18 protein-coding genes, 1 pseudogene and 1 riboswitch are annotated in these 25,755 nt (G+C 72.2%); of the genes and pseudogenes, 8 read left to right on the forward strand and 11 right to left on the reverse strand.

The genetic code is table 11. The features are described 5' to 3' along the window. Positions 1–7: 7 nt before the first annotated feature. A riboswitch (ZMP/ZTP riboswitch) is annotated at positions 8–117 on the reverse strand. A gap of 91 nt (positions 118–208) precedes the next feature. After that, on the forward strand, positions 209–1,414 hold the full coding sequence (rocD, locus tag OG828_RS19855) for an ornithine--oxo-acid transaminase (RefSeq protein ID WP_328501878.1): 1,206 nt from the start codon (positions 209–211) through the stop codon (positions 1,412–1,414). Between the two features lie 17 nt (positions 1,415–1,431). Here rocD and OG828_RS19860 read toward each other — a convergent pair whose 3' ends face one another. Both OG828_RS19860 and OG828_RS19865 read right to left on the reverse strand, forming a co-directional pair. After that, entirely contained in the window at positions 1,432–2,631 is a 1,200-nt protein-coding gene (locus OG828_RS19860) for a glutathionylspermidine synthase family protein (protein WP_328501879.1), read from the reverse strand. A 20-nt stretch (positions 2,632–2,651) separates the two neighbouring features. Beyond that, entirely contained in the window at positions 2,652–2,996 is a 345-nt protein-coding gene (locus tag OG828_RS19865; RefSeq protein ID WP_328358418.1) for a hypothetical protein, read from the reverse strand. A 148-nt stretch (positions 2,997–3,144) separates the two neighbouring features. Here OG828_RS19865 and OG828_RS19870 point away from each other — a divergent pair, with 148 nt between their 5' ends. Then, positions 3,145–4,038 carry a DMT family transporter gene (locus OG828_RS19870; RefSeq protein ID WP_328501880.1) on the forward strand — a complete coding sequence of 298 codons (894 nt, stop codon included), beginning with the start codon at positions 3,145–3,147 and terminating at the stop codon, positions 4,036–4,038. Between the two features lie 19 nt (positions 4,039–4,057). Here OG828_RS19870 and pdxR read toward each other — a convergent pair whose 3' ends face one another. Then, positions 4,058–5,443 (reverse strand): MocR-like pyridoxine biosynthesis transcription factor PdxR, encoded by a 1,386-nt coding sequence (pdxR, locus tag OG828_RS19875; RefSeq protein WP_328501881.1) that lies wholly within the window; start codon positions 5,441–5,443, stop codon positions 4,058–4,060. Between the two features lie 47 nt (positions 5,444–5,490). Between pdxR and OG828_RS19880 the strand changes: the two genes are divergently transcribed. Continuing rightward, a complete protein-coding gene (locus tag OG828_RS19880) occupies positions 5,491–5,988 on the forward strand; it encodes a carboxymuconolactone decarboxylase family protein (RefSeq protein ID WP_328358424.1) in 498 nt (165 codons plus the stop codon). Positions 5,989–6,046: 58 nt separating this feature from the next. Here OG828_RS19880 and OG828_RS19885 read toward each other — a convergent pair whose 3' ends face one another. From OG828_RS19885 to OG828_RS19920, 8 genes and pseudogenes are all read right to left on the reverse strand, one after another. Then, positions 6,047–7,006 carry an ABC transporter substrate-binding protein gene (locus OG828_RS19885; protein WP_328358426.1) on the reverse strand — a complete coding sequence of 320 codons (960 nt, stop codon included), beginning with the start codon at positions 7,004–7,006 and terminating at the stop codon, positions 6,047–6,049. 1 nt (position 7,007) lies between these two features. Beyond that, positions 7,008–8,948 (reverse strand): ABC transporter permease, encoded by a 1,941-nt coding sequence (locus OG828_RS19890; RefSeq protein WP_328501882.1) that lies wholly within the window; start codon positions 8,946–8,948, stop codon positions 7,008–7,010. A 502-nt stretch (positions 8,949–9,450) separates the two neighbouring features. After that, positions 9,451–10,522 (reverse strand): annotated as a pseudogene (locus OG828_RS19895) (quaternary amine ABC transporter ATP-binding protein); the annotation flags it as partial. Continuing rightward, the gene (locus OG828_RS19900; protein WP_328501883.1) at positions 10,522–12,051 is read right to left on the reverse strand and encodes a GMC family oxidoreductase; all 1,530 of its coding nucleotides are present in this window, start codon (positions 12,049–12,051) and stop codon (positions 10,522–10,524) included. The pseudogene OG828_RS19895 and the gene OG828_RS19900, both read right to left, overlap by 1 nt. A 107-nt stretch (positions 12,052–12,158) precedes the next feature. Next, positions 12,159–13,670 carry an aldehyde dehydrogenase family protein gene (locus OG828_RS19905; protein ID WP_328501884.1) on the reverse strand — a complete coding sequence of 504 codons (1,512 nt, stop codon included), beginning with the start codon at positions 13,668–13,670 and terminating at the stop codon, positions 12,159–12,161. Between the two features lie 160 nt (positions 13,671–13,830). After that, positions 13,831–15,372 (reverse strand): hypothetical protein, encoded by a 1,542-nt coding sequence (locus OG828_RS19910; RefSeq protein WP_328501885.1) that lies wholly within the window; start codon positions 15,370–15,372, stop codon positions 13,831–13,833. A 10-nt stretch (positions 15,373–15,382) separates the two neighbouring features. Next, positions 15,383–15,742, reverse strand: a complete 360-nt coding sequence (locus OG828_RS19915) for a hypothetical protein (protein ID WP_328358441.1) — start codon at positions 15,740–15,742, stop codon at positions 15,383–15,385. Further along, a complete protein-coding gene (locus tag OG828_RS19920) occupies positions 15,729–17,513 on the reverse strand; it encodes a hypothetical protein (RefSeq protein WP_328501886.1) in 1,785 nt (594 codons plus the stop codon). Before OG828_RS19920 ends, OG828_RS19915 begins: the two co-directional genes overlap by 14 nt. A gap of 167 nt (positions 17,514–17,680) precedes the next feature. Here OG828_RS19920 and OG828_RS19925 point away from each other — a divergent pair, with 167 nt between their 5' ends. The 5 genes from OG828_RS19925 to OG828_RS19945 all read left to right on the forward strand — a co-directional run bounded on the left by OG828_RS19925 (position 17,681) and on the right by OG828_RS19945 (position 25,746). Beyond that, positions 17,681–18,592, forward strand: a complete 912-nt coding sequence (locus tag OG828_RS19925; protein WP_328501887.1) for a bifunctional helix-turn-helix transcriptional regulator/GNAT family N-acetyltransferase — start codon at positions 17,681–17,683, stop codon at positions 18,590–18,592. A gap of 103 nt (positions 18,593–18,695) precedes the next feature. Next, positions 18,696–19,100, forward strand: a complete 405-nt coding sequence (locus OG828_RS19930; RefSeq protein ID WP_328501888.1) for a CU044_2847 family protein — start codon at positions 18,696–18,698, stop codon at positions 19,098–19,100. A gap of 2 nt (positions 19,101–19,102) precedes the next feature. Next, positions 19,103–21,247: a VMAP-C domain-containing protein gene (locus OG828_RS19935; RefSeq protein ID WP_328501889.1), complete on the forward strand. Its 2,145-nt coding sequence runs from the start codon at positions 19,103–19,105 to the stop codon at positions 21,245–21,247. Beyond that, positions 21,244–22,194, forward strand: a complete 951-nt coding sequence (locus OG828_RS19940) for an AAA family ATPase (RefSeq protein ID WP_328358456.1) — start codon at positions 21,244–21,246, stop codon at positions 22,192–22,194. The genes OG828_RS19935 and OG828_RS19940 overlap by 4 nt, the downstream gene beginning before the upstream one ends. Before the next feature lie 240 nt (positions 22,195–22,434). Continuing rightward, positions 22,435–25,746 carry an SAV_2336 N-terminal domain-related protein gene (locus OG828_RS19945; RefSeq protein WP_328501890.1) on the forward strand — a complete coding sequence of 1,104 codons (3,312 nt, stop codon included), beginning with the start codon at positions 22,435–22,437 and terminating at the stop codon, positions 25,744–25,746. The last annotated feature ends 9 nt before the right edge of the window (positions 25,747–25,755 follow it).

A 25,755-nucleotide genomic window follows, 5' to 3' on the forward strand; every position in this document is an offset into this window, starting at 1 on the left:
CGGTTCACGGTTCGGCCCAGGCGCACGGCACTCGCTCGCCAGGCCCGAGGTGCAGCCCGTCGAGGGCCGCTCCCCGATGGTCGGTCCCATCCCAGCGCGCCAGTCACGGCCCGCGATCAGCCTACCGGGCGCATGAGTCGGCTTGGCTCCCGCGTCCGGCATCCGAGCGACGATAGGAAGGGGATCCGCCTCATGTTCGGGAGTTGCCGTGACTGCTACGGAAAGCCTCATCGAAGCCGCCGGCGCCCACAGCGCGCACAACTACCACCCGCTGCCGGTCGTCGTGGCGACGGCGGACGGGGCCTGGATGACGGATATCGAGGGGCGGCGGTATCTGGATCTGCTGGCCGGGTATTCGGCGCTCAATTTCGGTCACCGCAACCGGCGGCTGATCGATGCGGCGAAGGCTCAGCTGGATCGGGTGACGCTGACGTCGCGGGCGTTTCATCACGACCGGTTCGCCGCGTTCTGCGCGGAGCTGGCCGAGCTGTGCGGCATGGAGATGGTGCTGCCGATGAACACGGGGGCGGAAGCGGTGGAGACGGCCGTGAAGACGGCCCGGAAGTGGGGGTACCGGGTCAAGGGCGTGCCGGCGGAGATGGCGAAGATCGTGGTCGCGGGCGGCAATTTCCACGGCCGTACGACGACAGTCATCAGCTTCTCCACGGACCCGGAGGCGCGCGCGGACTTCGGGCCGTACACGCCGGGCTTCGCGATCGTGCCGTACGGGGATCTGACGGCGATGCGGGAGGCGATGACCGAGAACACGGTGGCGGTGCTGCTGGAGCCGATCCAGGGCGAGTCGGGGGTGATCGTGCCGCCGCACGGTTATCTGCCGGCGGTGCGGGAGCTGGCGCGGGAGCGGAATGTTCTCTTCGTCGCCGACGAGATCCAGTCGGGGCTGGGGCGGACGGGACGTACCTTCGCGTGCGAGCACGAGGGGGTGGTGCCCGACATGTATGTGCTGGGCAAGGCCCTCGGCGGTGGCGTCGTGCCCGTGTCGGCCGTGGTGTCGAGCGCCGAGGTGCTGGGGGTGTTCCGGCCCGGGGAGCACGGGTCGACGTTCGGCGGGAATCCGCTGGCCTGTGCGGTGGCGCTGGAGGTGCTGGCGATGCTGCGGACGGGCGAGTTCCAGGCGCGGGCCACGGAGCTGGGCGAGCATCTGCAGCGGGAGCTGGCGGCGCTGGTCGGCACGGGCCATGTGACCGAGGTCCGGGGGCGCGGGCTGTGGGCAGGCATCGACATCGCCCGGGGGTACGGGACGGGGCGGGAGGTGTCCGAGAAGCTGATGGACCGGGGTGTGCTGGTGAAGGACACCCATGGGGCGACGATCCGCGTCGCGCCGCCCCTGGTGATCGGAAAGGAGGACCTGGACTGGGGGCTGGCGCAGTTGCGGGGCGTATTGGGGGTCTAGAGGTGGTCTTTGGTGGTCTAGAGGATCACGTGCGGCAGAAAGCGCGCGTACTCGTCTGTGATCAGGCCCGACGACTCCCGGATGCCGAGGCCCGCCGACTCGTTCCCGACGACCCAGGCGCCGAGGACGACGCGGTTGCCGTCGAAGTCGGGGAGGGGCGCCAACTCCTGGTAGCAGCAGGGCTCTTCGCGTACGGCGGGATCGGCGTCGGTGTCCCTGGGGCGGGGCTCGTGGATCGTCACGCCCGCGCCCTCCCGGCCCAGCAGGGGCTTGGCGACGTAGCCCGTGGTGGTGGCCAGGTCGCGGGGGCCGTCGAGGTAGGCGGGGAGCAGGTTGGGGTGGCCCGGAGAGAGTTCCCAGAGGATGGCCAGCAGGGCCTTGTTGCTGAGCAGCATCTTCCAGGCCGGTTCGATCCACAGGGTGCTGCCGGTGCCGCCGCCGTTGTCGAGGGTGTCGAGGACATGGCCGGCGAAGCGGTCGGTGGTGAGCCATTCCCAGGGGTAGAGCTTGAAACAGCTGCGGATGAAGCGGAGTTGGTTGTCGACGAAGCGGCCGGAGAGGCGGTCCCAGCCGATCTCCTCCATGGAGATCCAGGCGGTGTCCAGACCCGCCTGTTCCGCTGTCTCCTTCAGATAGGCGACCGTCATCAGGTCCTCGCCGAGTTCGTCGGCCGAGGAGTGCGCGAAGTAGAGCGGGCTGCCGGGCGGGAGCAGCGCGGACTGCTGTTTCCAGGCGTCGATGAGGCGTTCGTGGAGGGAGTTCCACTGGTCGGCGCCCGGGAAGCGCTCCTCCATCCAGAACCATTGGGGCGAGGCCGCCTCCACCAGGGAGGTGGGCGTGTCGGCGTTGTACTCGAGGAGCTTCGCCGGGCCCGTGCCGTCGTAGCGGAGGTCGAAACGGCCGTAGACGGAGGGGAGTTCGGTGCGGCGGTGCCAGGCCTCGGTGACCGCTTCGACGATGCGCGGGTCGCTGATGCCGAGGTCGGCGAAGCGGTCCTCGCGCACGATGTGCTCGGCCGCTGCCAGGCACATGCCGTGCAGTTCCTCGACGACCTCCTCCAGCGCCTCCACTTCCGGGAGGGAGAAGACGTAGTAGGCGCTCTCGTCCCAGTAGGGGCGCAGGGAGTTGTCGGGGTGGCGGGTGAGGGGATAGATGAGGCCCTGTTCCTCGACGGTCTGCTGCCAGCCGGGGCGGGGCTCGATGGTGCGGCGTTCCATGGGTGTCGGTACGTTCCCGTTCAGCCGCCGGAGCTGCCCTTGTCGCTGCCGAAGCCGCCCCGGTCGACTCCGCTGCCGCCGCTGCCCGAGGAACTGCCGGATCCCTTGCCGGACTTGGTGAAGGAGCCGCCCTTGACCCAGTCGCCCTTCTTCTTGCCGCCGTAGTAGTAGGCGCCGTCGACGGTCGTGGCCGACTTGCAGTTCTTGTCGGCGACGACGTTGTAGCCCTTGCCGAGGCGGTAGCTGTCGCGGTCCACGCAGCGCTTGTCGGGGTCGGAGGAGCAGGAGGTCAGGGCCGCGGCGAGCAGTCCCATGCCGCCCAGTACGACCGTGCCCGAGCGCAGTTGCCGGCGCGTGTCCGCCATGTTCATGTCTCCCCGTTGGTGGTGCGATCTGCTGGTTGTGCGATCCGTTGATGCGTGATCTTCGGCGGTCAGCTTAGAGATCGGTAAGAGAGGCCCCGCAGTCGGGCCGCCCCTCGCCCCCTCCCCTACAGTCTTTGTGCTCTTTGGAATGGTGTGCGCCCTTGGTGCCGCGGTCTGCTTCGGTACGGCGACGGTGTTGCAGGCGATGGCGACGCGCACGGTGGACACGGGCCGGGGCGGGGAGGCCGCGCTGTTCCTGCGGGCGGTCCGGCAGTGGCGGTATCTGGCCGGGCTGGCGCTCGACGGGCTGGGGTTCTTGTTCCAGGTCGCCGCGCTGCGGTCGGTGCCGATCTACGCGGTCGGTGCGGCGCTGGCCTCCAGCCTCGCCGTGACGGCGGTGGTCGCGGCGCGGCTGCTGCGGGTACGGCTCACCGGGACCGAGTGGGGCGCGGTGGGCGTCGTGTGCGCCGGGCTCGCGATGCTGGGGGTGGCGTCGGGGACGGAGGGCGACCGGGGCGGGCCGGCGGCGCTGGAGTACGCGATGCTCGCCACGGCCGTGGCGGTGCTGCTGCTCGGGCTGAGTGGCGGGCGGCTGCCGGAGCGGGGGCGTGCCCTGCTGCTGGGGCTGGGCGCCGGGTTCGGCTTCGGCGTGGTCGAGGTGGCGGTGCGGCTGATCGACTCGCTCGGGCCCTCGGACCTCCTCGCGAATCCGGCGGCGTACGCGCTGCTGCTGGGCGGCGGTGCCGCGTTCCTGTCGCTGACCTCGGCCCTGCAGCGCGGGTCGGTGACCACCGCCACCGCCGGGATGGTGATCGGGGAGACCGTCGGGCCCGCGCTCGTGGGCGTGGTGTGGCTGGGCGACCGTACGCGGGAAGGGCTGACGTGGCTCGCCGTGCTGGGGTTCCTGGTGGCCGTGGCGGGGGCGCTGGCGCTGGCGCGGTTCGGGGAGGTGACGAAGGAGGTCACGCAGGAGGGCTTGGAGGAGGCGCCTGAGCCGGCCGACCTCGGGAATGTCCCGAGTTCTGCGGATCCTCGGCCTTAGAGCCTGAGCCGGGCCCGTCCTACGGCAGCACCCGGCACAGCGCGTCCAGTGCCCCCGTCCACGCGTGGTCCGGTGGTGTGCCGTACCCGACGACCAGGGCGTCCAAGGGCTCGGTCACGGCCTCCCGGTGGCGGAAGTAGGTCAGTCCGTGCAGGGCGAGGCCCTGCCAGGTGGCGGCCTGGAGTACCGGCTTCTCGGTGCCGGGCGGAAGGCGCAGGACGGCGTGCAGGCCGGCCGCGATGCCGGTGACCCGCACCTCCGGCGCCCGCGAGGCCAGGGCCGCGACCAGGGCGTCCCGGCGGCGCCGGTAGCGCAGCCGGGCGGCGCGTACATGGCGGTCGTAGGCCCCGGACGTGATGAACTCGGCCAGCGTCAGCTGGTCCAGTACCCCGCAGGTGTCGTGGCCGCCCTTCGCCGCCACCGCCTCGTCCGTCAGCCCGGGCGGCAGGACCATCCACGCCAGGCGCAGCGCGGGGGCGAGGGACTTGCTGGCCGTGCCGAGGTGGACCACGCGGTCCGGGTCGAGATCCTGGAGGGCGCCTATGGGCTGGCGGTCGTAGCGGAACTCGCCGTCGTAGTCGTCCTCCAGCACCAGCCCGCCGGTGCGCCGCGCCCAGTCCACGACGGCCGTCCGCCGGTCACGGTGCAGGGACACGCCCATGGGGAACTGATGGGCGGGCGTGAGGAGTACGGCGCCGACGCCGCTCAACTCGCCGATATCCGTGCCGAGTTCGTCGTAGGGCAGGGGGCGGGTGCGCAGGCCGGCGGCCGTGAGCAGGTCCCGGTGCGGGGGAAGGCCGTACGCCTCCACGGCGGCCGTCCGTGTGCCGCGCGACCGCAGGACCGTGGCGAGGAGCCCCAGGGCGTGGGCGAAGCCGGAGCAGATCAGGATCCGGTCGGGGTCGGTGCGCACGCCGCGGGCCCGGGCGAGGTAGCCGGCGAGTGCGGTGCGCAGTTCGACGCGGCCGCGGGGGTCGCCGTAGCCGAGGGCGTCGTTCGGGGGGGCGGTGAAGGCGCGGCGGGCGGCCTTGAGCCATGCGGCGCGGGGGAAGGAGGCGAGGTCGGGGGTGCCGGGGCGGAGGTCGTACGTCGGACGGTGCTGCTCCCGGCGCGAGCGGGACGGGTCGGCCGGCGGGACGACCGTTCGATCGCCGACACGGGTGCCTGAGCCCTGGCGGGCGGTGAGCCAGCCCTCGGCGACGAGGTCGGCGTAGGCGTCGGCGACCGTGTTGCGGGCGATGCCCAGGTCGGCGGCGAGGGTGCGGGAGGAGGGCAGCCGGGTGCCGGGGGCGAGGCGGCCGGTGCGGACCGCTTCGCGCAGGGCGTCGGTCAGGCCCCGGCGCAGGCCGGAGCCGGTCGGTTCCAGATGCAGGTCGACGCCCAGAGTGGCCCAGGATTCCGCCATGGAAATGGACCATACTCCTGGGCTGCTTCGCTCCTAGGGTCGAGTCCATGACCACACACGAAACCGTTCCGTACGCCCCCGAGCACACCCCCCGGCTGGCCTGGGCCGAGCACGCCCCCGAGGTCTACAAGGCGATGGTCCGCCTCGACGCGGCCTCCCGGAAGGGCCTCGACCCCAAGCTCCTGGAGCTGGTGAAGGTCCGCGCCTCGCAGCTCAACCGCTGCGCGTTCTGCCTCGACATGCACAGCAAGGACGCGCTGGCCGCGGGCGAGAGCGTCGAGCGGATCATCCAGCTGGGCGCCTGGGAGGAGTCCCGGCACTTCTACACGGACAAGGAACTGGCCGCGCTGGAGCTGACGGACGCCGTGACCGTCCTGACCGACGGCTTCGTGCCGGACGAGGTCTACGAGAGCGCCGCGAAGCAGTTCGAGGAGGCCGAGCTGGCCCAGCTGATCGCCGCGATCACGGTGATCAACGCCTGGAACCGGTTCGGCGTGACCTGCCGGATGGTGCCGGGGCACTACACGCCGGGGGAGCACGGGTGACGACACCGGGGCGCCCTCCCGCAAGGGCGCCCCGGTGTGCCGCTACCGGGTTACCGGGCTACTGGGACAGCCACGCCCGCCATGTCGACTCGTGGCTGTCCACCCACTTCTTCGCCGCCTCCTCGGGGCTGAGCTTCTGGTCGGCGATCATCAGGGAGACCTCGTTCTGGTCCTCGGTGGTCCATTTGAAGTTCTTCAGGAACCGGGCCGCCTCGCCGCCGTTCTTGGCGAAGTCGGCGTTGAGGTACTTCTGCAGCGGGGTGTGCGGATAGGCGCAGGCGACCTTCTCCGGGTCGGCGTCGCAGCCCTCCTTGTACGCCGGGAGCTTCACCTCGGTCATGGGGACCTTCTTGAAGAGCCACTGGGGGGCGTACCAGTAGGTGAGGAAGGGCTTCTTCTCCTTGGCGAACTGTTTGATCTGGGTGATCTGCGCGGCCTCCGAACCGGCGAAGACCACCTGGTAGTTCAGCTTCAGGTTCTTGACCAGCGCCTTGTCGTTGGTGACGTAGGACGGGGAGCCGTCCATCAGCTGGCCCTTGCCGCCGCTCTCGGCGGTGCGCAGCTGGGAGGCGTACTTGTTCAGGTTCTTCCAGTCCGTGACGTCGGGGTGCTGTTTGGCGAAGTACGTCGGGACGTACCAGCCGATGTGCCCGGTGACGCCGAGTCCGCCGCCGTTCACGATCGTCTTCTTGTCGGCGACGTAGCGCTGCTCCTCCTCCGGGTGGCCCCAGTCCTCCAGGAGCGCGTCGACGCGGCCCTGGCTGAGCGCGTCCCAGGCAGGCACCTCGTCGATCTGGACGGTGTCGACGCGGTAGCCCAGCTCGTGTTCGAGCAGGTACTGGGCGACGGCGACGTTGGCCTGCGCGCCGACCCAGGACTGCACGGACAGGGTGACGGTCTTGGCGCCCTGCGCGTTGGCGAAGGGCGAGGCCTGCTTGGTCATGTCGGCGGCGCCGCAGCCGGTGAGCAGCAGCAGCGAAGACGCCCCGGCCACCATGGCAGTCGTACGAAGTCGCATGTCACGCTCCCTTCTTCGCGCGGCGTTCGGTCGGCTGGGTCACCCGGTCGAGCATCAGGCCGAGGCACACGATCGCGGCGCCCGCGACCAGGCCGGTCGCCAGATCGCCCTGCGCGAGCCCGAACACGACGTCGTAGCCGAGGGCTCCGCCACCGACCAGGCCGCCGATGATGACGACGGCGAGGACGAGGACCACGCCCTGGTTGAGGGCGAGCAGCAATGCCGGGCGGGCGAGGGGGAGTTGGACCTGGCGGAGTTGCTGCCAGGTCGTCGCGCCGAGCGAACTCGACGACTCCAGCGCGGCCGGGTCGACCTGGCGCAGGCCCTGCGCGGTGATGCGGACGACGGCCGGAAGCGCGTAGACGACGGCCGCGGCGACGGCAGGGGCGCGGCCCACGCCGAACAGCGCGACGACCGGGATCAGATAGACGAACTGCGGCATCGTCTGGAAGACGTCCAGGAGGGGACGGAGCAGCCGCTCGACGCGGTCGCTGCGGGCCGCCGCGACACCGGTCGCGAAGCCGAGGACGAGGGTGACGGCCACGGCCGCGAGGACCTGGGAGAGGGTGTCGAGCGAGGAGTCCCAGACGCCGAGTACGCCGATCGCGGCCATGGCGAGTACGGCGGTCAGCGCGGTGCGCCAGGTGCCGATCAGCCAGGCCAGCGCGGCGACGATCAGCAGCACCGACCACCAGGGCAGCCACTGCAGTCCGTCACGGACCGGGTCCAGGACCCAGGTGGTGAAGTGCGCGGCCCAGTCGGCGGTGCCGCCGATGACGGGGACGCCGGAGTAGAGGTGCGCGGTCATCCAGTCGACGGCCCGGTTGACCGGCTCGGCGATGGCGACCGTCCAGACGTCCGGCCAGTCGGCACGGCCCGCGAACCGGGCGGCGAGGGCGATGACGAGGGCGCCGCCGGCCCCGTACGCCCATATCGCCTTACGGCCGTCCCCGCCCCGCTGCTCGCCTGCCGCGCCGGTCACGCGGTCCAGGACGACCGCGAGCAGCACGATCGGGATCCCGGCCGTGAGCGCGACGCCCACGTCGACCGAGGCCAGCGCCTGGTAGACGCGGTCACCGAGACCTCCGCCGCCGATCACCGACGCGATGACCGCCATCGACAGCGCCATCATGATCGTCTGGTTGAGGCCGAGGAGGAGTTCCTTGCGGGCCAGCGGGATACGTGCGGTCAGCAGGCGCTGGCGTGCGGTGGTTCCGAGCGACTCGACCGCCTCCAGTACCTCCTTGTCGGCGCCGCGCAGGCCCAGCGCGGTGAGGCGGGCCATCGGCGGGGCGGCGTAGACGACGGTGGCGAGGACGGCCGCGGGGACGCCGATGCCGAAGACCAGGACGACGGGGAGGAGGTAGGCGAAGGCGGGCAGCACCTGCATGGTGTCCAGGACCGGGCGCAGGGCGCGGTCCGTACGAGGGGACAGGCCCGCGGCGAGACCGAGGAGCGCGCCGACCACGACCGAGGCGAGGACCGCCACGACCATCAGGGCGAGGGTCTGCATGGTCGGGATCCACATGCCGAGCAGGCCGCAGGTGAAGAACGCGGCGGCCGTGCCGAGGGCCAGGCGCACGCCGGCCACCCGCCAGGCGATCAGTGCGCCGAACGCGGTGACGCCTGCCCAGCCGGCGGCCAGCAGGAGGAGGTAGACGGCGCGTACGGAGACGACGACGGCGTTGCTGACGTGGCCGAAGAAGTAGAGGAACAGGGGGTGGCTGTCCCGGTTGTCGATGATCCAGTCGCTGGTCCTGGTGAGGGGGTCGGATACGTCGACGGTCAGCGCGTCGGGCCAGGCGCCGCCGGCCCAGCGGGCGTTGGCGAGGGGGACGAGGATCGCTGCGGTGAGGGTGAGAAGGGTGAGCTTGGCCACCGCCGGGTGCTTCAGGAGGCCGGGTAGTGCCGTGCGAGAGGTCGGGACGGTGAGCGTTGCCATCAGACCGCCTCCGCGTGGGGGTCGCCGTCGGGGCGTGACGCTCGCCCGCGCTGGCGGGGTGCCGCTGCGCCCACCCGTGCCGCCCCAGCGGCACGACTGCCCGCAGCGGCGGCGGCTTCGCGGGAGCCGCCATCCGCAGCGGCGGTGGTTTCGCGGCTGTCGCCATCCGCAGCTACGGCGGTTTCACGGCTGCCGCCATCCGCAGCTACGGCGGTTTCACGGCTGCCGTCGTCCGCAGCTACGGCGGTTTCACGGCTGCCGTCGTCCGCAGCTACGGCGGTTTCGCGGCTGCCGTCGTCCGCAGCTACGGCGGTTTCACGGCTGCCGCCATCCGCGGCTACGGCGGTTTCACGGCTGCCGCCATCCGCGGCTACGGCGGCTTCGCGGCTGCCGTCGTCCGCGGCTACGGCGGTTTCACGGCTGCCGCCATCCGCGGCTACGGCGGCTTCGCGGCTGCCGTCGTTCGCAGCGGCTGCGGAATCGCGGGTGCCGTCGTCCGCAGCTACGCCGGCTACGACCCCAAGCAGCGCGTCCGCGTCCACGATGCCTGCGCACCGGCCTTCGGCCATCACACGCACCGGTGCCCCGGCCCGGGCCACTGCCTCGATCGCCTCCGAGACCGTGGCGTCCGGTGCGATCGCAGGGCTGTTGCTCGCCTCCTCGTCGGCCGATGCTGGCCGCATGGCCGTCCGTACCGTCATCACGTGCTCGCGCGGCACATCGCGTACGAATTCCCGTACGTACTCGTCGGCCGGGGAGCCCACGATCTCCTCCGGCGTGCCCAGTTGCACCACGCGGCCGTCGCGCATGAGGGCGATGCGGTCGCCGAGCTTGAGGGCCTCGCTGAGGTCGTGGGTGATGAAGACCATCGTGCGGCCCTCTTCGCGGTGGAGGCGGATGACCTCCTCCTGCATGTCGCGCCGGATGAGGGGGTCGAGCGCGCTGAACGGCTCGTCGAAGAGGAGGACTTCAGGGTCCACCGCCAGTGCCCGGGCGAGGCCCACGCGCTGGCGCTGGCCGCCGGACAGCTGGCTCGGCTTGCGTTGCTCCATGCCGTCCAGGCCGACCTTGGCCACCACTTCCGCCGCCCGCGCGCGGCGCTCCGCCTTGCCCACGCCCTGGATCTCCAGGCCGTAGGCGACGTTGTCGAGGACGGTGCGGTGCGGGAGGAGGCCGAAGTGCTGGAAGACCATCGCGGCGCGGTGCCGGCGGAGTTCGCGCAGTCGCGGCTTGTCCATCGCGCGGACGTCCTCGCCGTCGATGGCGATCGTGCCGGACGTCGGCTCGATGAGGCGGGTCAGACAGCGGACCAGGGTGGACTTGCCGGAGCCGGACAGACCCATGACGACGAAGACCTCGCCCTTGCGGACGTCGAAGGAGACGTCACGGACGGCGGCCGTGCAGCCGGTCCGGGCGCGGAGGTCGGCGGGTTCGAGGGCCGCCAGTTCCGGGTCGGCGGGGACGCGGTCCGCCTTCGGACCGAAGACCTTCCACAGGCCCTGGACGGAGAAGACGGGCGTGTTCGGGGTCGTCGTCGGAATCGGGGTCGTGGTCGGGGTCGGAGTCGTACTCATCACGCACCACCACCGATCAGGTCGACGGCCTTCTCCCCGACCATGAGCACCCCGATCATCGGGTTCACGGCGGGCATCGTCGGGAACACGGACGCGTCGGCGATCCGGATCCCCTCCAGGCCGCGGATCCTCAACTGCGGGTCGACGACCGCCAGTTCGTCGGCCTCCGCGCCCATACGGCAGGTGCCCGCCGGGTGGTACACGGTGTGCGCGACCTTACGGGCGTACTCGCTGAGTTCCGCGTCACCGAGGATCTCCGGGCCGGGGCACACCTCACGCTTGAGCCAGCCCGCGAGGGGCTCGGTCTTGGCGATCTCGCGGGCGATACGGATGCCGTCGACCAGCGTCCGGCCGTCGTAGTCGTCCTCGTCCGTGAAGTAGCGGAAGTCGAGGGCGGGCTTCACGGCGGGGTCGGCGCTCGTCAGGTACAGGCGGCCACGGGACTTCGGCTTGGGGATGTTCGGGGTCATCGAGACGCCGAACTCCGGGCGCTCGTAGCCCAGTCGCTCCGGATTGTCCGTGAACGGGATCTGGTAGAAGTGGAACATCAGGTCCGGGCCCGCGTGTTCGGGGTCGCGGCGCACGAACAGGCCCGCGTCGGAGTCCATCGCGGAGTTCTCCGGGATGGGGCCGTCCGTCTCCCAGACGATCACCGACTCCGGGTGGTCGAGCAGGTTCTCACCGACGCCGGGCAGATCGTGGACGACCGGGATACCGAGTGCTTCCAGGTCCTCACGAGGCCCGATGCCCGAGTGGAGCAGCAGGCGCGGCGAGTCCACGGCGCCGGCGCAGAGCAGGACCTCGTTGCGGGCTCGTACGACGAACTCCGCGCCGTCCTTGTCCCGTACGTGCACGCCTTCCGCCCGCGTGCCGTCCAGCTCCAGCCGGTGCGCCCACGTCTCCAGCAGGATCGTCAGGTTCGGGCGCTCGTCCATCACGGGGTGGAGGTACGCCACCGACGCGCTCGACCGCTTGTTGTTCTCCGGGTGGTAGGCGAGGTCGAAGAAGCCGACGCCCTCGGTGAACGGCTTTTTGTTGAAGCCCTCGACGCGCGGAACGCCGAGTGCGGCCTGGGCGGCGTCGACGAAGTCGCGGGCGATGGCGTTCCGGTCCTTCTCGTCGACCGGGACGATGTTGTTCAGCAGCCGGGCCCAGTAGGCCTCCATCGGCACCGCACCCCACCCCTGAGCGCCGGCCGCCTCCCACTCGTCCCAGTCGGACGGCAGCGGCTTGAACGCGATGAGCGTGTTGTGGCTCGAACACCCCCCGAGCACCCGGGCACGGCTGTGCCGGATGTGCGAGTTGCCGCGCGGCTGCTCGGTCGTCGGGTAGTCATAGTCCAGCTCACCGCCCAGCAGGCCCATCCAGCGACGCAACGTCAGCACGTCGTCCCGGCCGACATCACTGGGACCGCCCTCGATGACAGCGACGGTGACATCCGGATTCTCGGTGAGGCGGGAGGCGATGACAGAGCCCGCGGTGCCGCCGCCGATGACGACGTAGTCGTAGACGTGGGGGTTTTCGGACATGGGGTGGTTACTCCAAGGGGATCAGGCCAGAGAGGGGGGACGGAACGCGCCCCAAAGGGGCGCGGGGAACTGCGCGACCAGCCACGACGGCGCGGCAGTCGAGCCCGCTACCCGGCGAACCAACGAACCGGCTTCGGCGCCAGGTTCTGGTACACGTGCTTGCTCTCGCGATACTCCGCAAGCCCCGCCGGACCAAGCTCGCGCCCCACCCCGCTCTTACCGAAGCCACCCCACTCCGCCTGCGGCAGATAGGGATGGAAGTCGTTGATCCAGACCGTGCCGTGCCGCAGCCGCGCGGCGACCCGGCGGGCCCGCCCCGCGTCGGTGGTCCAGACGCCGCCCGCGAGCCCGTACTCCGTGTCGTTGGCGAGAGCGACCGCCTCGTCCTCCGTGCGGAACGTCTCGACGGTGAGGACCGGGCCGAAGACCTCTTCGCGTACGACCTTCATCTCGCGGTGGCACTGGTCGAGCACCGTCGGCTCGTAGAAGTAGCCGGTGGCCGGGCGTTCCGCGCTCGGCTCGGGGCGCTTGCCGCCGGAGCGCAGCACCGCGCCCTCTTCCAGCGCGGAGGCGACGTACGACTCGGTCTTCGCGCGCTGCTGCTCGGAGACCAGCGGCCCGCACTCCACGCCGTCCTCGGTGCCGCGGCCGAGGCGGATCTTCGAGGCTCGGCGGGCGAGTTCGGCGACGAAGCGCTCCCGGACCGACTCCTCGACGATGAGCCGGGCGCCCGCGGAGCACACCTGGCCGCTGTGGATGAAGGCGGCGTTGAGGGCCTGGTCGACGGCCGTGTCGAAGTCCTCGTCGGTGGCGCAGGCGTCGGCGAAGACGACGTTGGGGTTCTTGCCGCCGAGTTCAAGGGCGACCTTCTTGACGGTCACGGCGGCGGCCTGCGCGACCTTCGTGCCGCTGATCAGGCCGCCGGTGAAGGAGACGAGGTCGACGTCGGGGTGCTCGGCGAGGCGGGCGCCGACGGAGTGACCGGGTCCGGTGACGATGTTGGCCACGCCTGCGGGCAGACCGGCCTCCGCCAGCAGGTCGATCAGGGCGATCGTCGTCAGCGGCGTGATCTCGCTCGGCTTGATCACGAAGGTGTTGCCGGCCGCGAGCGCCGGGGCGATCTTCCAGCTGGCCTGCAACAGGGGGTAGTTCCAGGGCGTGATCAGCGCGCAGACGCCGACCGGCTCGTGCACCACGACGCTGTGGATGTCGGGCGAGCCCGCGTCGACCACCCGGCCCGCGCCCTCCGCCGCCACCAGATCGGCGAAATAGCGGAAGGCGTCGGCTACGCAGTCGATGTCGATCCGGCCCTCTTCGACGGTCTTGCCCGCGTCGCGGCTCTCCAGCAGCCCGAGCGGTTCACGGTCGCGCACGAGGAGGTCGGCGACGCGGCGCAGCAGCGCGGCGCGCTCGGCGACGGGGGTGTGCGGCCAGTCCCCCTCGTCGAAGGCGCGGCGGGCCGCGGCGACCGCCAGGTCGGTGTCCTTCTCGTCACCCTCCGCGACCACTGCGAAGGGCAGGGCGTCTGCCGGGTCGAGGATCTCGCGGGTGGCGCCGGAGACCGCTTCCAGCCACTGGCCGTCGACATGGATCGTCCGTTGCGCCTGCTGCCTTGCCATGATCGGTATTGCCTTCCGTTCCTGTTCAGTGCCCCTGAGTCACATACGTGTCACCCTCGGGGACCGTGAGCGCATGCCCCCGGCCGCGCTGATGCATGCGCAATGCGTGGCCGAAAGTGGGGCGTGTCACTGAACAGGCGCATTGGTCGCCTTGATCGCCTCAGTCGATGGACGCCGGTTCGCAGGCGTAGGGCGGGCAGAACGCGTCCACCGCGGTGGTCAGGAGCTGGAGCTCGTCCTCGGGGCCGTCCGCGTCGAGGCCGTACGCGGCGATCGCGTAGATGTTGCCGTCCTCGGCGACGAAACGCTCGTCGTAGACATGCCAGGGGCCGACATCGGGCTCGCCCTTGAGGGAGTCGGCCCGGTACTCCAGCCGGGTGCCCGTGAACTCGCTGTCGTCGAGGGTCTGGAGGTCCAGTTGCTCGAAGCCGGGCGCCTTCGGGGTCTCGTCTGACAGGAACAGCTCGAATGACTCCTCCGGTGACCCCTCCGCCACCTGGTACACCTGCAGCCGGCGTTCGCTGTCCGGGCTGCGGTAGTTGACGACCGCCATGCCGTACTGCGAATCCACCGAGCTTCGCGTCCACCCGGCGGGCCTCGCGATCCGGAAGCCCTCCTCGTCCTCGTACAGCTCGTACCCGACGGGGAGTACGGGGACCGAGGCGGAGGGCGACGCCGTCTCCTCGGTGAACGACGGCTCCGGCGACGACGCGAACGGATCGCTCGGATCGCTCGGCTGCGACCCACCGGCCTCCGCCTCCGCGGACGGGCTCGTGGCGGCCGACGGCTCGTCGCCCTCGTCCCCTCCCCCGACGACCAACGTCAGCACAAGGCTTACGGCGACCCCGACGACGGCAGCCCCGACCACCACGGACCACACGAGCCGACGGCTCATCCCGCCGGCGGGAGCGGGCGGGGCGGACTGAGGGTCGACGGCAGGCCAGGACGTACCCGTCACCGCACCCGGCCACTCATCCGGCGACGCCACGCCCGCGCCCACGCCCGCGCCCACATGCTCGGGCACGGACCACGCCCCCGCCGCACCACCGGCGGCCCCCGGCCCGTGCCAGGCACTTCCCTCACCGGCTCCGGGCCAGCCGATGACACCGCCGTGGCCGGCGACGCCCTCGGCCACCCCGTCACCCTGGGAGGCGGCCCCGGCGAGCCCGGCGGGGGGTACGGGCGGCGGGAAGGAGGAGCCGTCAGGAGTGGAGACCGGCGGAGAGGAGGAGCCGTCAGGAGTGGAGACCGGCGGAGAGGAGGAGCCGTCAGGAGTGGAGACCGGCGGGAAGGAGGAGCCGTCAGGAGTGGAGACCGGCGGGGCAGAGGAGCCGTCAGGAGCGGAGACCGGCGGAGAGGAGGAGCCGTCAGGAGTGGAGACCGGCGGGGCAGAGGAGCCGTCAGGAGCGGAGACCGGCGGAGAGGAGGAGCCGTCAGGAGTGGAGGCCGGCGGGGCAGAGGAGCCGTCGGGAGTGGAGACCGGCGGGAAGGAGGAGCCGTCAGGGGTGGAGACCGGCGGGGCGGGCGGCGAGCCGGAGGGGGGCCCGGCGGATGCCGGGCCCGGGCCCACTCCCGGCGGCCACTCCGGGGCGAACCCGGGGCGGGCCGGTGGTGGCGTAACCGGTGTCGACGACGTGCCGCTGCCGTCGCCGTCCTCCCAGCGCTGTGTCTCCTCGTTCCAGTACCGCGCTCCCCCGCTCATGGCGTCCCCTTCACCCCATTCCCAGCAGACCGGCCACGGCCCCGGCGGAGGCGATGAGGCCGACCAGCGCCTGGGAGTCGTTCAGCAGCTGCCGCAGGCGTTCGAGGCGGGTCGGACCTGCCTGGCCGGTGGTGACGATCTCCTCCTCGGTCTCGGCGAGCGCGGCGGCCAGTGCGGCCGTCTCGTCGCTCGCGCGCACCCGGGTGAGGTCGGCACGCAGTTCACGCACGGCCTTCAGCATCTCCTCGGCGGCCGGGTCACGCGGCGCGGCCGCACCGTGGTGGCTCTCGGCGTGCGCCTGGTTGCCGATGGCGAAGGTACTGCCGTGAACCCCGCCGCTGATGTTGACGCTCGGCTCATCCGTTGCCATCGCTGCCGGTTCCCTTCTGCGGCGCGGCGCCGCCGGTTGTCGTAGAGGACGAGGCGCTGGCCTTCTCACCCATCGCGAACGTGCTGCCATGGATGCCGCCCTCGATGTTCACGCCCCCATTGCTGATGTTCACGATCTTCTGGACGAACTCCCCGGTCTGGTAACCGGATTCGGCCAGCGCGGTCAGCACGCCGTGGGCGACCCGGTCCTGCACGCTCTTGAGGTAGCGGGAGACGTCCATCTCCTGGAAGAGCGAGCCCTCGGACACCTGGCCCAGCTCGCGCACCGACAGGGCCGGACCGTCGGGCAGGGCGCCCGAGTGTCCGCCGGTGAGCAGCTTCCACGCGTACGCCAGGCCCCTGCCCAGCGTCGCCAGGGAGCGGGCCGCGGAACCGGGCACGCGGGCCACCGCCCACGCCGCCTTGCCGAGCGGGTTGTTGTTCCGGAAGGTGTGCGCCGTGCGGTCGGCGTCCTTGAAGTCCTGACGCACCGGCAGCAGCACATGCGGGGCGATCTCCAGCATGAGCATGCGGCCCTGGGTGTGGATGCGCACGAAGACCGTGACGACCAGCTCCTCCTCCCAGCCGCCGACCCGGATGCGCAGGAAGTGCCGCCGCTTCTCGGCCCCTTCCTCGACGGCCCGCGCCCGGTGCTCCTCGAAGGCGGGCACGTTGTACGGCGCGTCCTCGCGCCGCGCGAGCCCTTCGGCCGGCAGGAACACGCACTCGTCGATCTCCAGCCAGCGCAGCCGGTCGCGGACCGTGTGGCCGGCGAACTCGGAGGGCAGCCGCAGCTGTTCGAGCAGCGGGCGGATCTTCTCCAGGACGGTGCGGTTGCTGAGCGGCAGCTGCTCGTCCTTCGTGGCGTCGGCGCGCAGTTCGACGGCGAGCACCCAGGTCTGGTAGGCGAGTCCGGCCCCGCAGAACGGCCGCTTCTCGTGGTACATGATCAGCGGCGCGTGCTGTTCGACGCGGATGCGTTCCTTGAGCCGCTGGAAGCGCTGCCCCTCGGCCTGCTCGGCGGGGTCGCCGGCCGCGTCCGGGAAGCGCTGCGGCGACAGCTCGGCGGCCAGCACCTTGGCGAACTGGCCGCGCTGTCCGGCCACGCACAGCGCGATCAGCGCGAACACGCCGAGCGTGAGCCAGGCCTGCCAGGGCTCGAGGATGCCACCGGCGTCGGAGAAGTCCGGGGCCAGCAGGTCGGTCCAGGTGGACGAGTCGCCGGCGTAGTACGAGTCGCCGTAGTAGGAGGAGGAGTACGACTCGTCGTCCCCGCCGCCGAACGCCGCGACCAGGGCGATGATCAGGAACATCGTGAAGAGGATGCGGCCCCACCAGCGGAACATGAAGGCGGGCAGCCGTCGGTACAGCGGCGGCTGCGCCTCCTTGCCGCGGACCCAGGAGGCGACCGCGAGCAGCAGGCTGGGGACGAGGAACCCGGCGAGCAGTCCGCCGGTCAGCGGCAGCCCCACCAGCCACAGGCCGGCGATCAGCCCGGCCCACAGCAGTTCCTGGCGCCGGGCGCGCAGCGCGTGCGCGAGCACTCGGGCCGCGTCGAAGCCGAGCGACGGGGCGGCGATCCGCTGTTCGTGGAGGTGCAGCTGCTCGATGACCCGGTCCCGGTAACCGGAATCCAGATAGGTGCCCGCGCACAGCAGCCGGGTCGCCTCGCTGGCGTGCGGCGGTGTGGGCGGGTGCGGCGGTGCGGGTGCCGATGGCGGTGCGCCGGCCGGTGTCGGCTGCGGTTGCTGAGGCACGTATGCGGTGCTCACGCTGCTCCCCCGATGCGTGTAAACGCCCTTACTCACAGTGTTGTTGACGATCCATCAGCATAGAGGGGCAGGTGGGGCGAGGGGAACCGGAATACCGGGAGGCAGGCGGTGTCTCCCCCGCTCCCGCACTGGACGAGCACGAATCCTTTGACTAAAGTCAAAGAAGTATGGAGCCAGTCAGTACTGAGCCAGTCTCGACGGAGCACGTGACGGCCTTCCGCCGGTTCAACCGCTACTTCACACGCCGTATCGGCGCGCTCGACGACCATTACCTCGGCCAGGACCGTCCGCTCGGCGAGGCCCGGCTGCTGTTCGAGATCTCCGAGAGCGGGGCCGGGGTGTCCCTGCGGGAGCTGAGGAGCCGGCTCGGCCTGGACGCCGGGTACCTGAGCCGGATGGCGAAGGCGCTGGATGCGCAGGGCATGGTCCGTATCGCCGTGCACCCCGACGACAACCGGCTGCGGATGGTCGAGCTGACCCGGGCCGGGCACGTCGAGCTGAAGGAACAGCAGCGCCGGGCCAACGCCCTCGTTGCCCACCTCCTCGGCGGTCTCACCGACCGGCAGCGCGCCGACCTCACGGAGGCGATGACCACCACCCGACGCCTGCTGCGCCTCGCCGCCATCACCGTCGACCTCGTCGACGGCGCCTCCGAGGACGCCCAGGCCTGCCTCGACGCCTACGCCGCCGACATCGACGACCGCTTCCCGGAAGGTTTCGACACGTCCGACCTCGTACGGCCCGAGGAGGTGTCCGGGGACGCCGGGGCGTTCTTCGTGGCGTACGAGGAGGACAGGCCCGTGGGGTGCGGGGCGCTGCGGCGGCTCGAAAACGGCGTCGGTGAGATCCGGCATGTGTGGGTGCATCCGGACGCCCGGCGCCTCGGGCTCGCCCGCCGGATCCTCGACGCCCTGGAGCGGGAGGGCCGACGCCGCGCCTTCGACGTCGTACGACTGGACACGCACGCGGTGCTCACGGAGGCGCAGGCGATGTACCGGGCGTGCGGATACCGGGAGATCCCGCCGTACGTCGACCACGTCTACGCCCACCACTGGTTCGAGAAGCGGCTACGGGACTGACGAGATGAGGTGCCCTCGAACACCCGGCAACGATCCGGATTCTCAGCCGAGTTGACGACACGTGCTCCTGTCATGGTCCCCGCTGTCGGTTCACAATATGACCATGTCCACCTCAGCGGAGTTGCAGTTCGACGACGGCACACCGGTCAGGTTCCTGCTGACGCCCGCAGCCCCTCAGGAAGGGCCGCCCGAGCCGGGCGGGGCGCTTCCCGAAGGCATGGGACGGGCGGTGCCGGTGTCCTCCGGCGGCGGGGCCGTGGCCTCCCTGGCGGCGGGCACGCTGCGGGCGGCGCTCCGGCCGCTCGGGCCGCTGCTGCAGGAGGTCCACGACGCCGTACGGGCCGCGCCCGAGCCGCCGACCGAGCTGAGCGTGACCCTCGGGGTCCAGGTCGGGCAGGATCTCAAGCTCGGCATCGTCGGCGCCAAGGGGCAGGCCCACCTCACTGTGACGGCCACCTGGAACCCGACGGGAGCCACGGCCCCCGCGCCGGCTCCGGGCCTGGAGTGAGCGTGGGGTGGTTCAGAGCCCCGCTGCCCGCGTTCCATGATCCGGCGCCGTACTCGGTGTCCGTCGGCGGCCCGGAGGGCCGATGGACGGGGGCCGGTCTCGTGCTCGCCGCGGACACCGTGCTGACCTGCGCCCATGTCGTCAACGACGCGCTCGGCCGGCATCCGTTCGAGGTGCGCACACCGGGCCCGGGTGAGCTGCACGTCGCCATCCGGATGCCGTACGGCAGATTCGAGCGCTGCCCCGCGCGCGTCGCCCACTGGATCCCGCCGCGCGCCAAGGAGGGCGGCCCGGTGCACCCCAGCGCCGACGAATGGCTCGGCGACCTCGCCGTGCTGCGGGTCGACGCACCGCCCGGCAGCGCCCCGGCGCCGCCGCACCGGAGCGCGCTGCGGGCCGGGCAGGAGGTGCGCGCCTGGCATGCGAGCGGGCACGACGCCACCTTCGCCGACCTGAAGGTCAAGACCGACGACGGGCCGATCGCCTACCTCGACGGGGAGGCCACCGGCATGGCCGTCGGGCCCGGCTACAGCGGCGGCCCGCTGTGGTGCCTGCACGAGAAGGCGGTCGTCGGCCTGGTCGCCGCCCACTTCATGCCGCCCCGCGACGCCACGAACGGGCGGCCCGTCCCGCCCGACCCCCAGCATCTGATCCGCCGCAGCTGGGGCATCCCCTGGCAGCGCGTCGAGGCCGAGCTGCGCACCGCGGGCGTCCCCGACCTCACCGGGCCCGCGTCCGCCGGCCCCGACGACGCCGCCTTCGGGCTGCTCGCCGAGACCATCGGCGACGCGCTGCCCACCGGGTCCGAACTCGGCGACGTGGCCAGGCGGCTGGCCACCGAGTGCGGCGTCGGGCACGGCGGTGACGTGACACCGCCGACCGTCGAGGAGTTCGCGGCGTTCCTCCTGCAGCACCCGCGGGCGTTACCCGTGCTGACCGGACTGCTGCGGAAGAACCACCCCGAGGCGGCGGAGCGGATCCTGGCCGCCGGACAACTCTCCCGGGTGCCGCGGCTGCTCTCCCCGCGGGAGCACCACCAACTGCACGCGCGGCTGCGCGACCTGGACCCGGGTGTTCTCGCACGGTTCGCCGAGGCGGTGCGCGCCGCACTGCCGCTGGCCGCCGCGTTCCCCGGCGGCGAGACGCTCGACGCGCTCATCGACCACCTGGAGACCCTGCCCGGCGACGGCCGCTCCGAGGACGGCGAACCCCGGGTCCCGGCGCTGCTGCGGGTGCTGGAGTACGTCGGCGCGCTCTGTGCCCAGGAGCATCGCGCGCGGCTGCGCATCTGGTCGGACGGGGTGGCGAAACGGCTCGGCATCCCCCGCTCCGCGCTCGCCGAACGGCGCTCGGACGGACTGGAGTGGGCCCGCGCCCTCCGCAGCCGGTCGCGGGTACGGGTGCTGGTGCAGGTGAGAGCGGTGGAGCCGGGGCGGCACCGGCTGCGGATCTGGTGCGACGAGGGCACCGGCCCCCGCCAGGTCTCGACGGACACCTCCATGTCGTACACGCCACAGGAGGCCGCCCGCGAGCTGATCCAGGTGCTGGAGACCCTCACCCCGGCCACGGAGGACGCCGAACGCCCGCTCGTCGAAGTCCTCGTGGACGACAAGAGTCTCAACCTGCCCGTCGACGAATGGGAGGCGCAGGCCCCCGGCCAGATCGTGCCGGGCGTGCTCGGGGTCGAGTACCCCCTGGTCGTGCACTGCCCCGATCTGCTGCGCAGGCACGAGCGCTTCCAGCCGGACTGGCGGCGCCGCTGGCGGCTGCTGGACACCGGAGCAACCCTCGTCGTCTCGGGCGCGTCCCTCGACCCGAAGACCCTCTACGCCGAGCTGATGGACCGTCTCGACGCGGTCCGCGTCTCCGTCGACGTGCCCGCGGAACACCGGGACCGCATCGTGCAGATCTGTCTCGCCATGGGCATACCGGTGGTGGTGTGGGACCGCGCCCGGGACCAGGACTCGCACGCCGTCGAGAGGCTGGCCGGGGCCGCCACCCGGGAGCTGCCCGACAAGGTCCGCTCCTACCGCGCCAACACCGTGCTCCACCCGCGGGAATACCCCGGGCGACCCGTCCTCGCCTGGGCCGACGCCGACCGTACCGTGCCCCGACTGCACCTGACCGAACCCCAGGAGAGCGCATGACCCCCGCTGCCGAGGCCGACTGGCGCCTCTTCCGCGGCGACGGCGTGCCCCGTGCCGTCGCCCTTCCGCCGGCCCCGCCGTGGCGCCGCTTCGCTCCCGGCGCGGGCGGCCGGCCGGAGCTGCCGTATCTGATCGAGCCCAAGCACGCGGATGTCGTCAACGCCGCGCTGCATCTGCGCCGTCCGCTGCTGGTCACCGGCCCCGCCGGCACCGGCAAGTCCTCGCTGGCACGGGCCGTCGCCCATGAGCTGAGCCTCGGCTCCCTGCTGCGCTGGCCGATCAACAGCCGCTCCACCGTGCGGGAGGCGCTCTACCAGTACGACGCGATCGGCCGGCTGCGCGAGACCACGCTCAGCCGTGACCGGGGCGAACACGAGCCGTCCATCGGTACGTTCATCCGGCTGGGTCCGCTCGGCACGGCGCTGGTGCCGAGTCCCACGCCGCGTGCGCTGCTGATCGACGAGATGGACAAGGGCGATGTGGACCTGCCCAACGATCTGCTGACGGTGTTCGAGGAGGGCGTCTTCGAGATACCCGAGCTGACCCGGCTGCCCGAGGAGGTCACCGAGGTGGAGGTGCAGACCGCCGACCACCGGGGCACGGTCGGTGTCCACCAGGGCCGGATCCAGTGCGCGGAGTTCCCGGTCGTCGTCATCACCAGCAACGGCGAGCGCGACTTCCCGCCCGCGTTCCTGCGCCGCTGTATCCGCCTCGACCTGCCCGTGCCCGACGAGGAGCGGCTGCGCGCGATCGTCGCCGCGCACCTGGGCGAGGAGGCGCTGCGCGAGGCCGACGACCTCCTGGAGGCGTTCCTGCGCCGCCGGGCACCTGGCGAACTGGCCACCGACCAACTCCTCAACGCCGTCTTCCTCCGGGCCGGCGGGGTCGACCTCGACGCGGAGGGCCTGCTCGACGCGGTCCTGCATCAGCTCACCGGGGCGCTGTGAGATGGCCGGGGGACAGGCTCGTATCGCCGACGCGAAGGGTCGTACCCAGGGGGCCGGATTCGACGCCGCCGCAAGCCCTCCGGGGAGCGGTGACATGACCGCGAGGGGTCGCCGCACCGAGAGGGCCGGCTCCGACGCCACCATGAGCCTTCCCGGGAACGGTGACAGGGCCGAGAGGGATCGCCGCACCGAGGAAGTCGGCTCCGGCGGCGCCCCGCAGGGACTGAGGGTGCGGTGACCATGGCCGGAGGTGGGCGGCTCGGTGAGGCGTTGCGGGTGTTGCGCGCATGCGGCCATGATCTGGATGCCGACCAGGTCCTCGACGTGCTCTGGCTGGCCCGCCGACTGCCCGCGGGGGAGGTCGCCCCGCTCACCCGCGACCTGCACAGCCCCCGGCCCGCCCCGCCCGAGGCCTCCGGCACCGCATCGGACGCCGAGACGCCGTCGGCGCCCACGCCGCGTCCGGAGGGTGACGACCTGCCCGATCTCACCGCGCCCTCGCTGTACGCGTCGGCCCGCTCCGCGCCGACGCGGATCCCGCCCCCCGAGCGGCGGCCCGGGCCCCGGCCCCGGTCGGCGATGCCGGTACGCGTCCCGGAGAGCAAGGCGCTGGGCAACGAGCTGGAACTCGGCCGTGCGCTACGGCCGTTGCGCCGCCGGCATGCCAGTCGGCACCGGCGGGAGATCGACGAGGAGCGCACCGCGGCCGAGCTCGCCGAGACGGGGCTGCCGGACGTGGTGCAGCGGCCCGTGCAGGAACGCTGGCTGCACCTCGCACTCCTCGTCGACGACGGCCTGTCGATGCTGCTGTGGCACCGGCTCGGCGCCGAACTGCGCGTCCTGCTGGAACGCCTCGGCGCCTTCGCGACCACCCGCGTCCTCGGCCTGGACACCCGCTCCGCCCGCGAACCCCGGCTGCACGCCCGGCCGTTCGAGCAGCACAGCACGCCTCTGCCGACGACCACGGTCAACGACCCGACGGGCCGCACTCTCGTCCTCGTCGTCAGCGACGGTATGGGCGCGGCCTGGCGCCACCCCGCGCTGTACGAGCTGCTGCGGACGTGGGCCGACCGCGGTCCCGTCGCCCTGTTGCACACCCTGCCGCCCGACATGTGGGAGGCGTCCGGCATCCGCGCCGAGCGCTGGCAGGCCACGACCCGGCACATCGGCGGCGCCAACGCCTCCTGGCAGATCGCCGACCCGGTCCTGCCGGGCCTCGCCCGCTTCGAGGGCGTACCGGTGCCGGTCCTGGAGCCCACCGCCCGCGCGCTCGGCGACTGGGCGCGGCTGCTCGCCTCGCCGGGCACGACCATGGAGCTGCCGCTGCTGTCCCGGCCCAGCCCGTACGCCACCGTCACCGCCGCCGGCGATCTGCACAGCGCGCAGCACTTCCGGGACGCGGCCACCCCGGAGGCGTACCGGCTCGCCGCCCATCTCGCCGCCGTGTCACCGCTGTCGGTGCCGGTGATGCGGCTGGTGCAGACGGCGGTGCCGTGGCCCGCCCGGACCTCGCATCTCGCGGAGGTGTTCCTGGGCGGCCTGGTCCGGCCGCATCCGGCGCCGGTGCCGGGCCCGCTGCCCGCCAAGCACCGGGTCTTCGACTTCAGCGAGGACGCCAAGTCGGTGCTGCTCGACGCCGTACCGCAGGCCGAACTCCTCAGCACCAGCCGCAGCATCGGCCGCCGTCTGGAGCAACTGGCGGGCAACTCCCCCGACTTCCCCGCCTGGCTCGCCCACCCGGACGGCTCCGCCGAACTCCCCCTCTCGCACCGGCCGTTCACCAGCGTGGAGCGGCGGCTGCTGGAGCGGTTCGGGGTGCCGGTCGGACGGCGGCCCGGCGGACCGACACCGCCCGATCCGCAGCCGCCCGCCGACGACGACTGGAGCCCGCTCACCGACACCGACCCGCACCGCCTCGGCCCGTACGAGCTGCGCGGGCGGCGCCGCGGGCGGCGGACCGTGGTGTACCGGGGTGTCGACAGGCAGGGCCAGTGGGTGGTGCTGCGCACCCCGCGGCCCGATCTGCCCGCAGCCAACGCTCGGTTGATCGAGGTGGAGGCTGAAGTGCTCGGCCGGCTCCAGGGTCGGTATGCGCCCGCCCTGCTGGGCGTCCGTCCGGACGCCAGCCCGCCCTGGCTGGCGATGACTCCGGTCGCCGACGCGGACGCGCCCGCCCGGCAGCCGCCGCGCCTCGCGGACCTGGTGGAAAGGTCCGTCGCCAACGGCACCGCGCCCTTCGACGTGCTCGCCGGGCTGCTCGTCGCCTGGCATCTGGCGAGCGCGCTCAGCGTGTGCCACACCAACGGCATCGTGCCCGCGGACCTCGGCGCCGACAGCGTGATCGTGCTGCGCCGCTCGGTGGTGCTCGCCGATCTGTCGGACTGTGCCGTCGACGGGCGGTACGCGGGCACGGGCCCGGTGCCGACCGAGGCGGACAGCGTGCGCGCGCTGGGCGAGCTGCTGCAGCTGATCAGCAGCAAGGCGGGCGTGCACCTGCCCGGCCTGCCGGAGGGCATGCACCTGTGGCAGGGCGACACCTGGGGACAGCTGCGGCACCTCGTCCTGCGCTGCCTCGACGACGACCCCGCCGAGCGCCCGGCGGCGGGCGAGGTGGCGGACGTGCTGGCCCGCTACATCGACCAGAAGCGGGCCAAGCAGGACGCCCCACTGCCGCCCCCTCCCACGGAACGGGCGCCCCTGAAGCTGATCCTCAACAGCTGGACCCCGGACGAACTCCCCCTGCGGCTGCCCCGCTTCGGCGCCGCCCGGCGGGAGAGCGAGGAGCGCGCAGGGCGGCTACGCGTGCCGCTGCGCCACGGCGTACGGCTGACCCTGCTCTCCGTCCACGCCCGCTGCGGGCGCCCCACCACGACGGTCGCCCTCGGCTCGCTACTCGCCGCGGTCCGCGGCGAGCCCGTGCTCGCCCTGGACGGGGCGCCGACGACGGGGGCGCTCCACAGCTTCCTGGGGGCGCTCGAGCAGGGCACGCTGCGCGAGCTCACGCGGCTGCCGGGCCATGCCTCGTACCAGGACATCCGCCGCCGCACCGTCCGCCGCCCCTCCGGCCTGGAAGTGGCCGCGCACCCCGAAGGCAGGTCCGGTCCCAATCCCGCGCACCCGCAGGAATACGCGCGGGTGCTGGAACAGACGGCGCCCTACTACGCGTTCGTGCTCACCGACTGGGACGGGCCCTGGCCGGACCGCTCCGCCGAGGTGGTGCTGGATCTGACGGACCGGCTGCTGCTGTGCTGCGGCCCCTCACCGTGGGACGTCCGGATCGCGGAGAACATGCTGGGCGGGTTGCGCGACTCCCGGCACACCGACCTCGCCGACGACGTGCTGGTGGTCGTCACCGACATGGACGGCCGACGCCCCGCCCCTTCCTCCGACCTGGCTGAACGCCTGCGGATCAGCCCGTCTCAGGTGACCCACATCCCGTACGACACGAATCTGCGGTACTACGGCTTCCAGGGCCTGGGCAAGCTGCGCCCCGCCACCGCACACGCGTTCCTGAAGCTCGCGGAACTCGTCGTCCCGGCCGCAACGCACTGATCCCCGGGC

The organism is Streptomyces sp. NBC_00457 (genome assembly GCF_036014015.1).
GTDB lineage: Bacteria > Actinomycetota > Actinomycetes > Streptomycetales > Streptomycetaceae > Streptomyces.

Excerpts from the sequence above, each read along its gene's own strand:
- OG828_RS19860 (WP_328501879.1), bottom strand. The coding sequence starts at position 2,631 with ATGGAACGCCGCACCATCGAGCCCCGCCCCGGCTGGCAGCAGACCGTC.
- OG828_RS19865 (WP_328358418.1), bottom strand. The coding sequence starts at position 2,996 with ATGGCGGACACGCGCCGGCAACTGCGCTCGGGCACGGTCGTACTGGGC.
- OG828_RS19870 (WP_328501880.1), top strand. The coding sequence starts at position 3,145 with ATGGTGTGCGCCCTTGGTGCCGCGGTCTGCTTCGGTACGGCGACGGTG.
- pdxR (WP_328501881.1), bottom strand. The coding sequence starts at position 5,443 with ATGGCGGAATCCTGGGCCACTCTGGGCGTCGACCTGCATCTGGAACCG.
- OG828_RS19880 (WP_328358424.1), top strand. The coding sequence starts at position 5,491 with ATGACCACACACGAAACCGTTCCGTACGCCCCCGAGCACACCCCCCGG.
- OG828_RS19885 (WP_328358426.1), bottom strand. The coding sequence starts at position 7,006 with ATGCGACTTCGTACGACTGCCATGGTGGCCGGGGCGTCTTCGCTGCTG.
- OG828_RS19890 (WP_328501882.1), bottom strand. The coding sequence starts at position 8,948 with ATGGCAACGCTCACCGTCCCGACCTCTCGCACGGCACTACCCGGCCTC.
- OG828_RS19900 (WP_328501883.1), bottom strand. The coding sequence starts at position 12,051 with ATGTCCGAAAACCCCCACGTCTACGACTACGTCGTCATCGGCGGCGGC.
- OG828_RS19905 (WP_328501884.1), bottom strand. The coding sequence starts at position 13,670 with ATGGCAAGGCAGCAGGCGCAACGGACGATCCATGTCGACGGCCAGTGG.
- OG828_RS19910 (WP_328501885.1), bottom strand. The coding sequence starts at position 15,372 with ATGAGCGGGGGAGCGCGGTACTGGAACGAGGAGACACAGCGCTGGGAG.
- OG828_RS19915 (WP_328358441.1), bottom strand. The coding sequence starts at position 15,742 with ATGGCAACGGATGAGCCGAGCGTCAACATCAGCGGCGGGGTTCACGGC.
- OG828_RS19925 (WP_328501887.1), top strand. The coding sequence starts at position 17,681 with ATGGAGCCAGTCAGTACTGAGCCAGTCTCGACGGAGCACGTGACGGCC.
- OG828_RS19930 (WP_328501888.1), top strand. The coding sequence starts at position 18,696 with ATGTCCACCTCAGCGGAGTTGCAGTTCGACGACGGCACACCGGTCAGG.
- OG828_RS19940 (WP_328358456.1), top strand. The coding sequence starts at position 21,244 with ATGACCCCCGCTGCCGAGGCCGACTGGCGCCTCTTCCGCGGCGACGGC.
- OG828_RS19945 (WP_328501890.1), top strand. The coding sequence starts at position 22,435 with ATGGCCGGAGGTGGGCGGCTCGGTGAGGCGTTGCGGGTGTTGCGCGCA.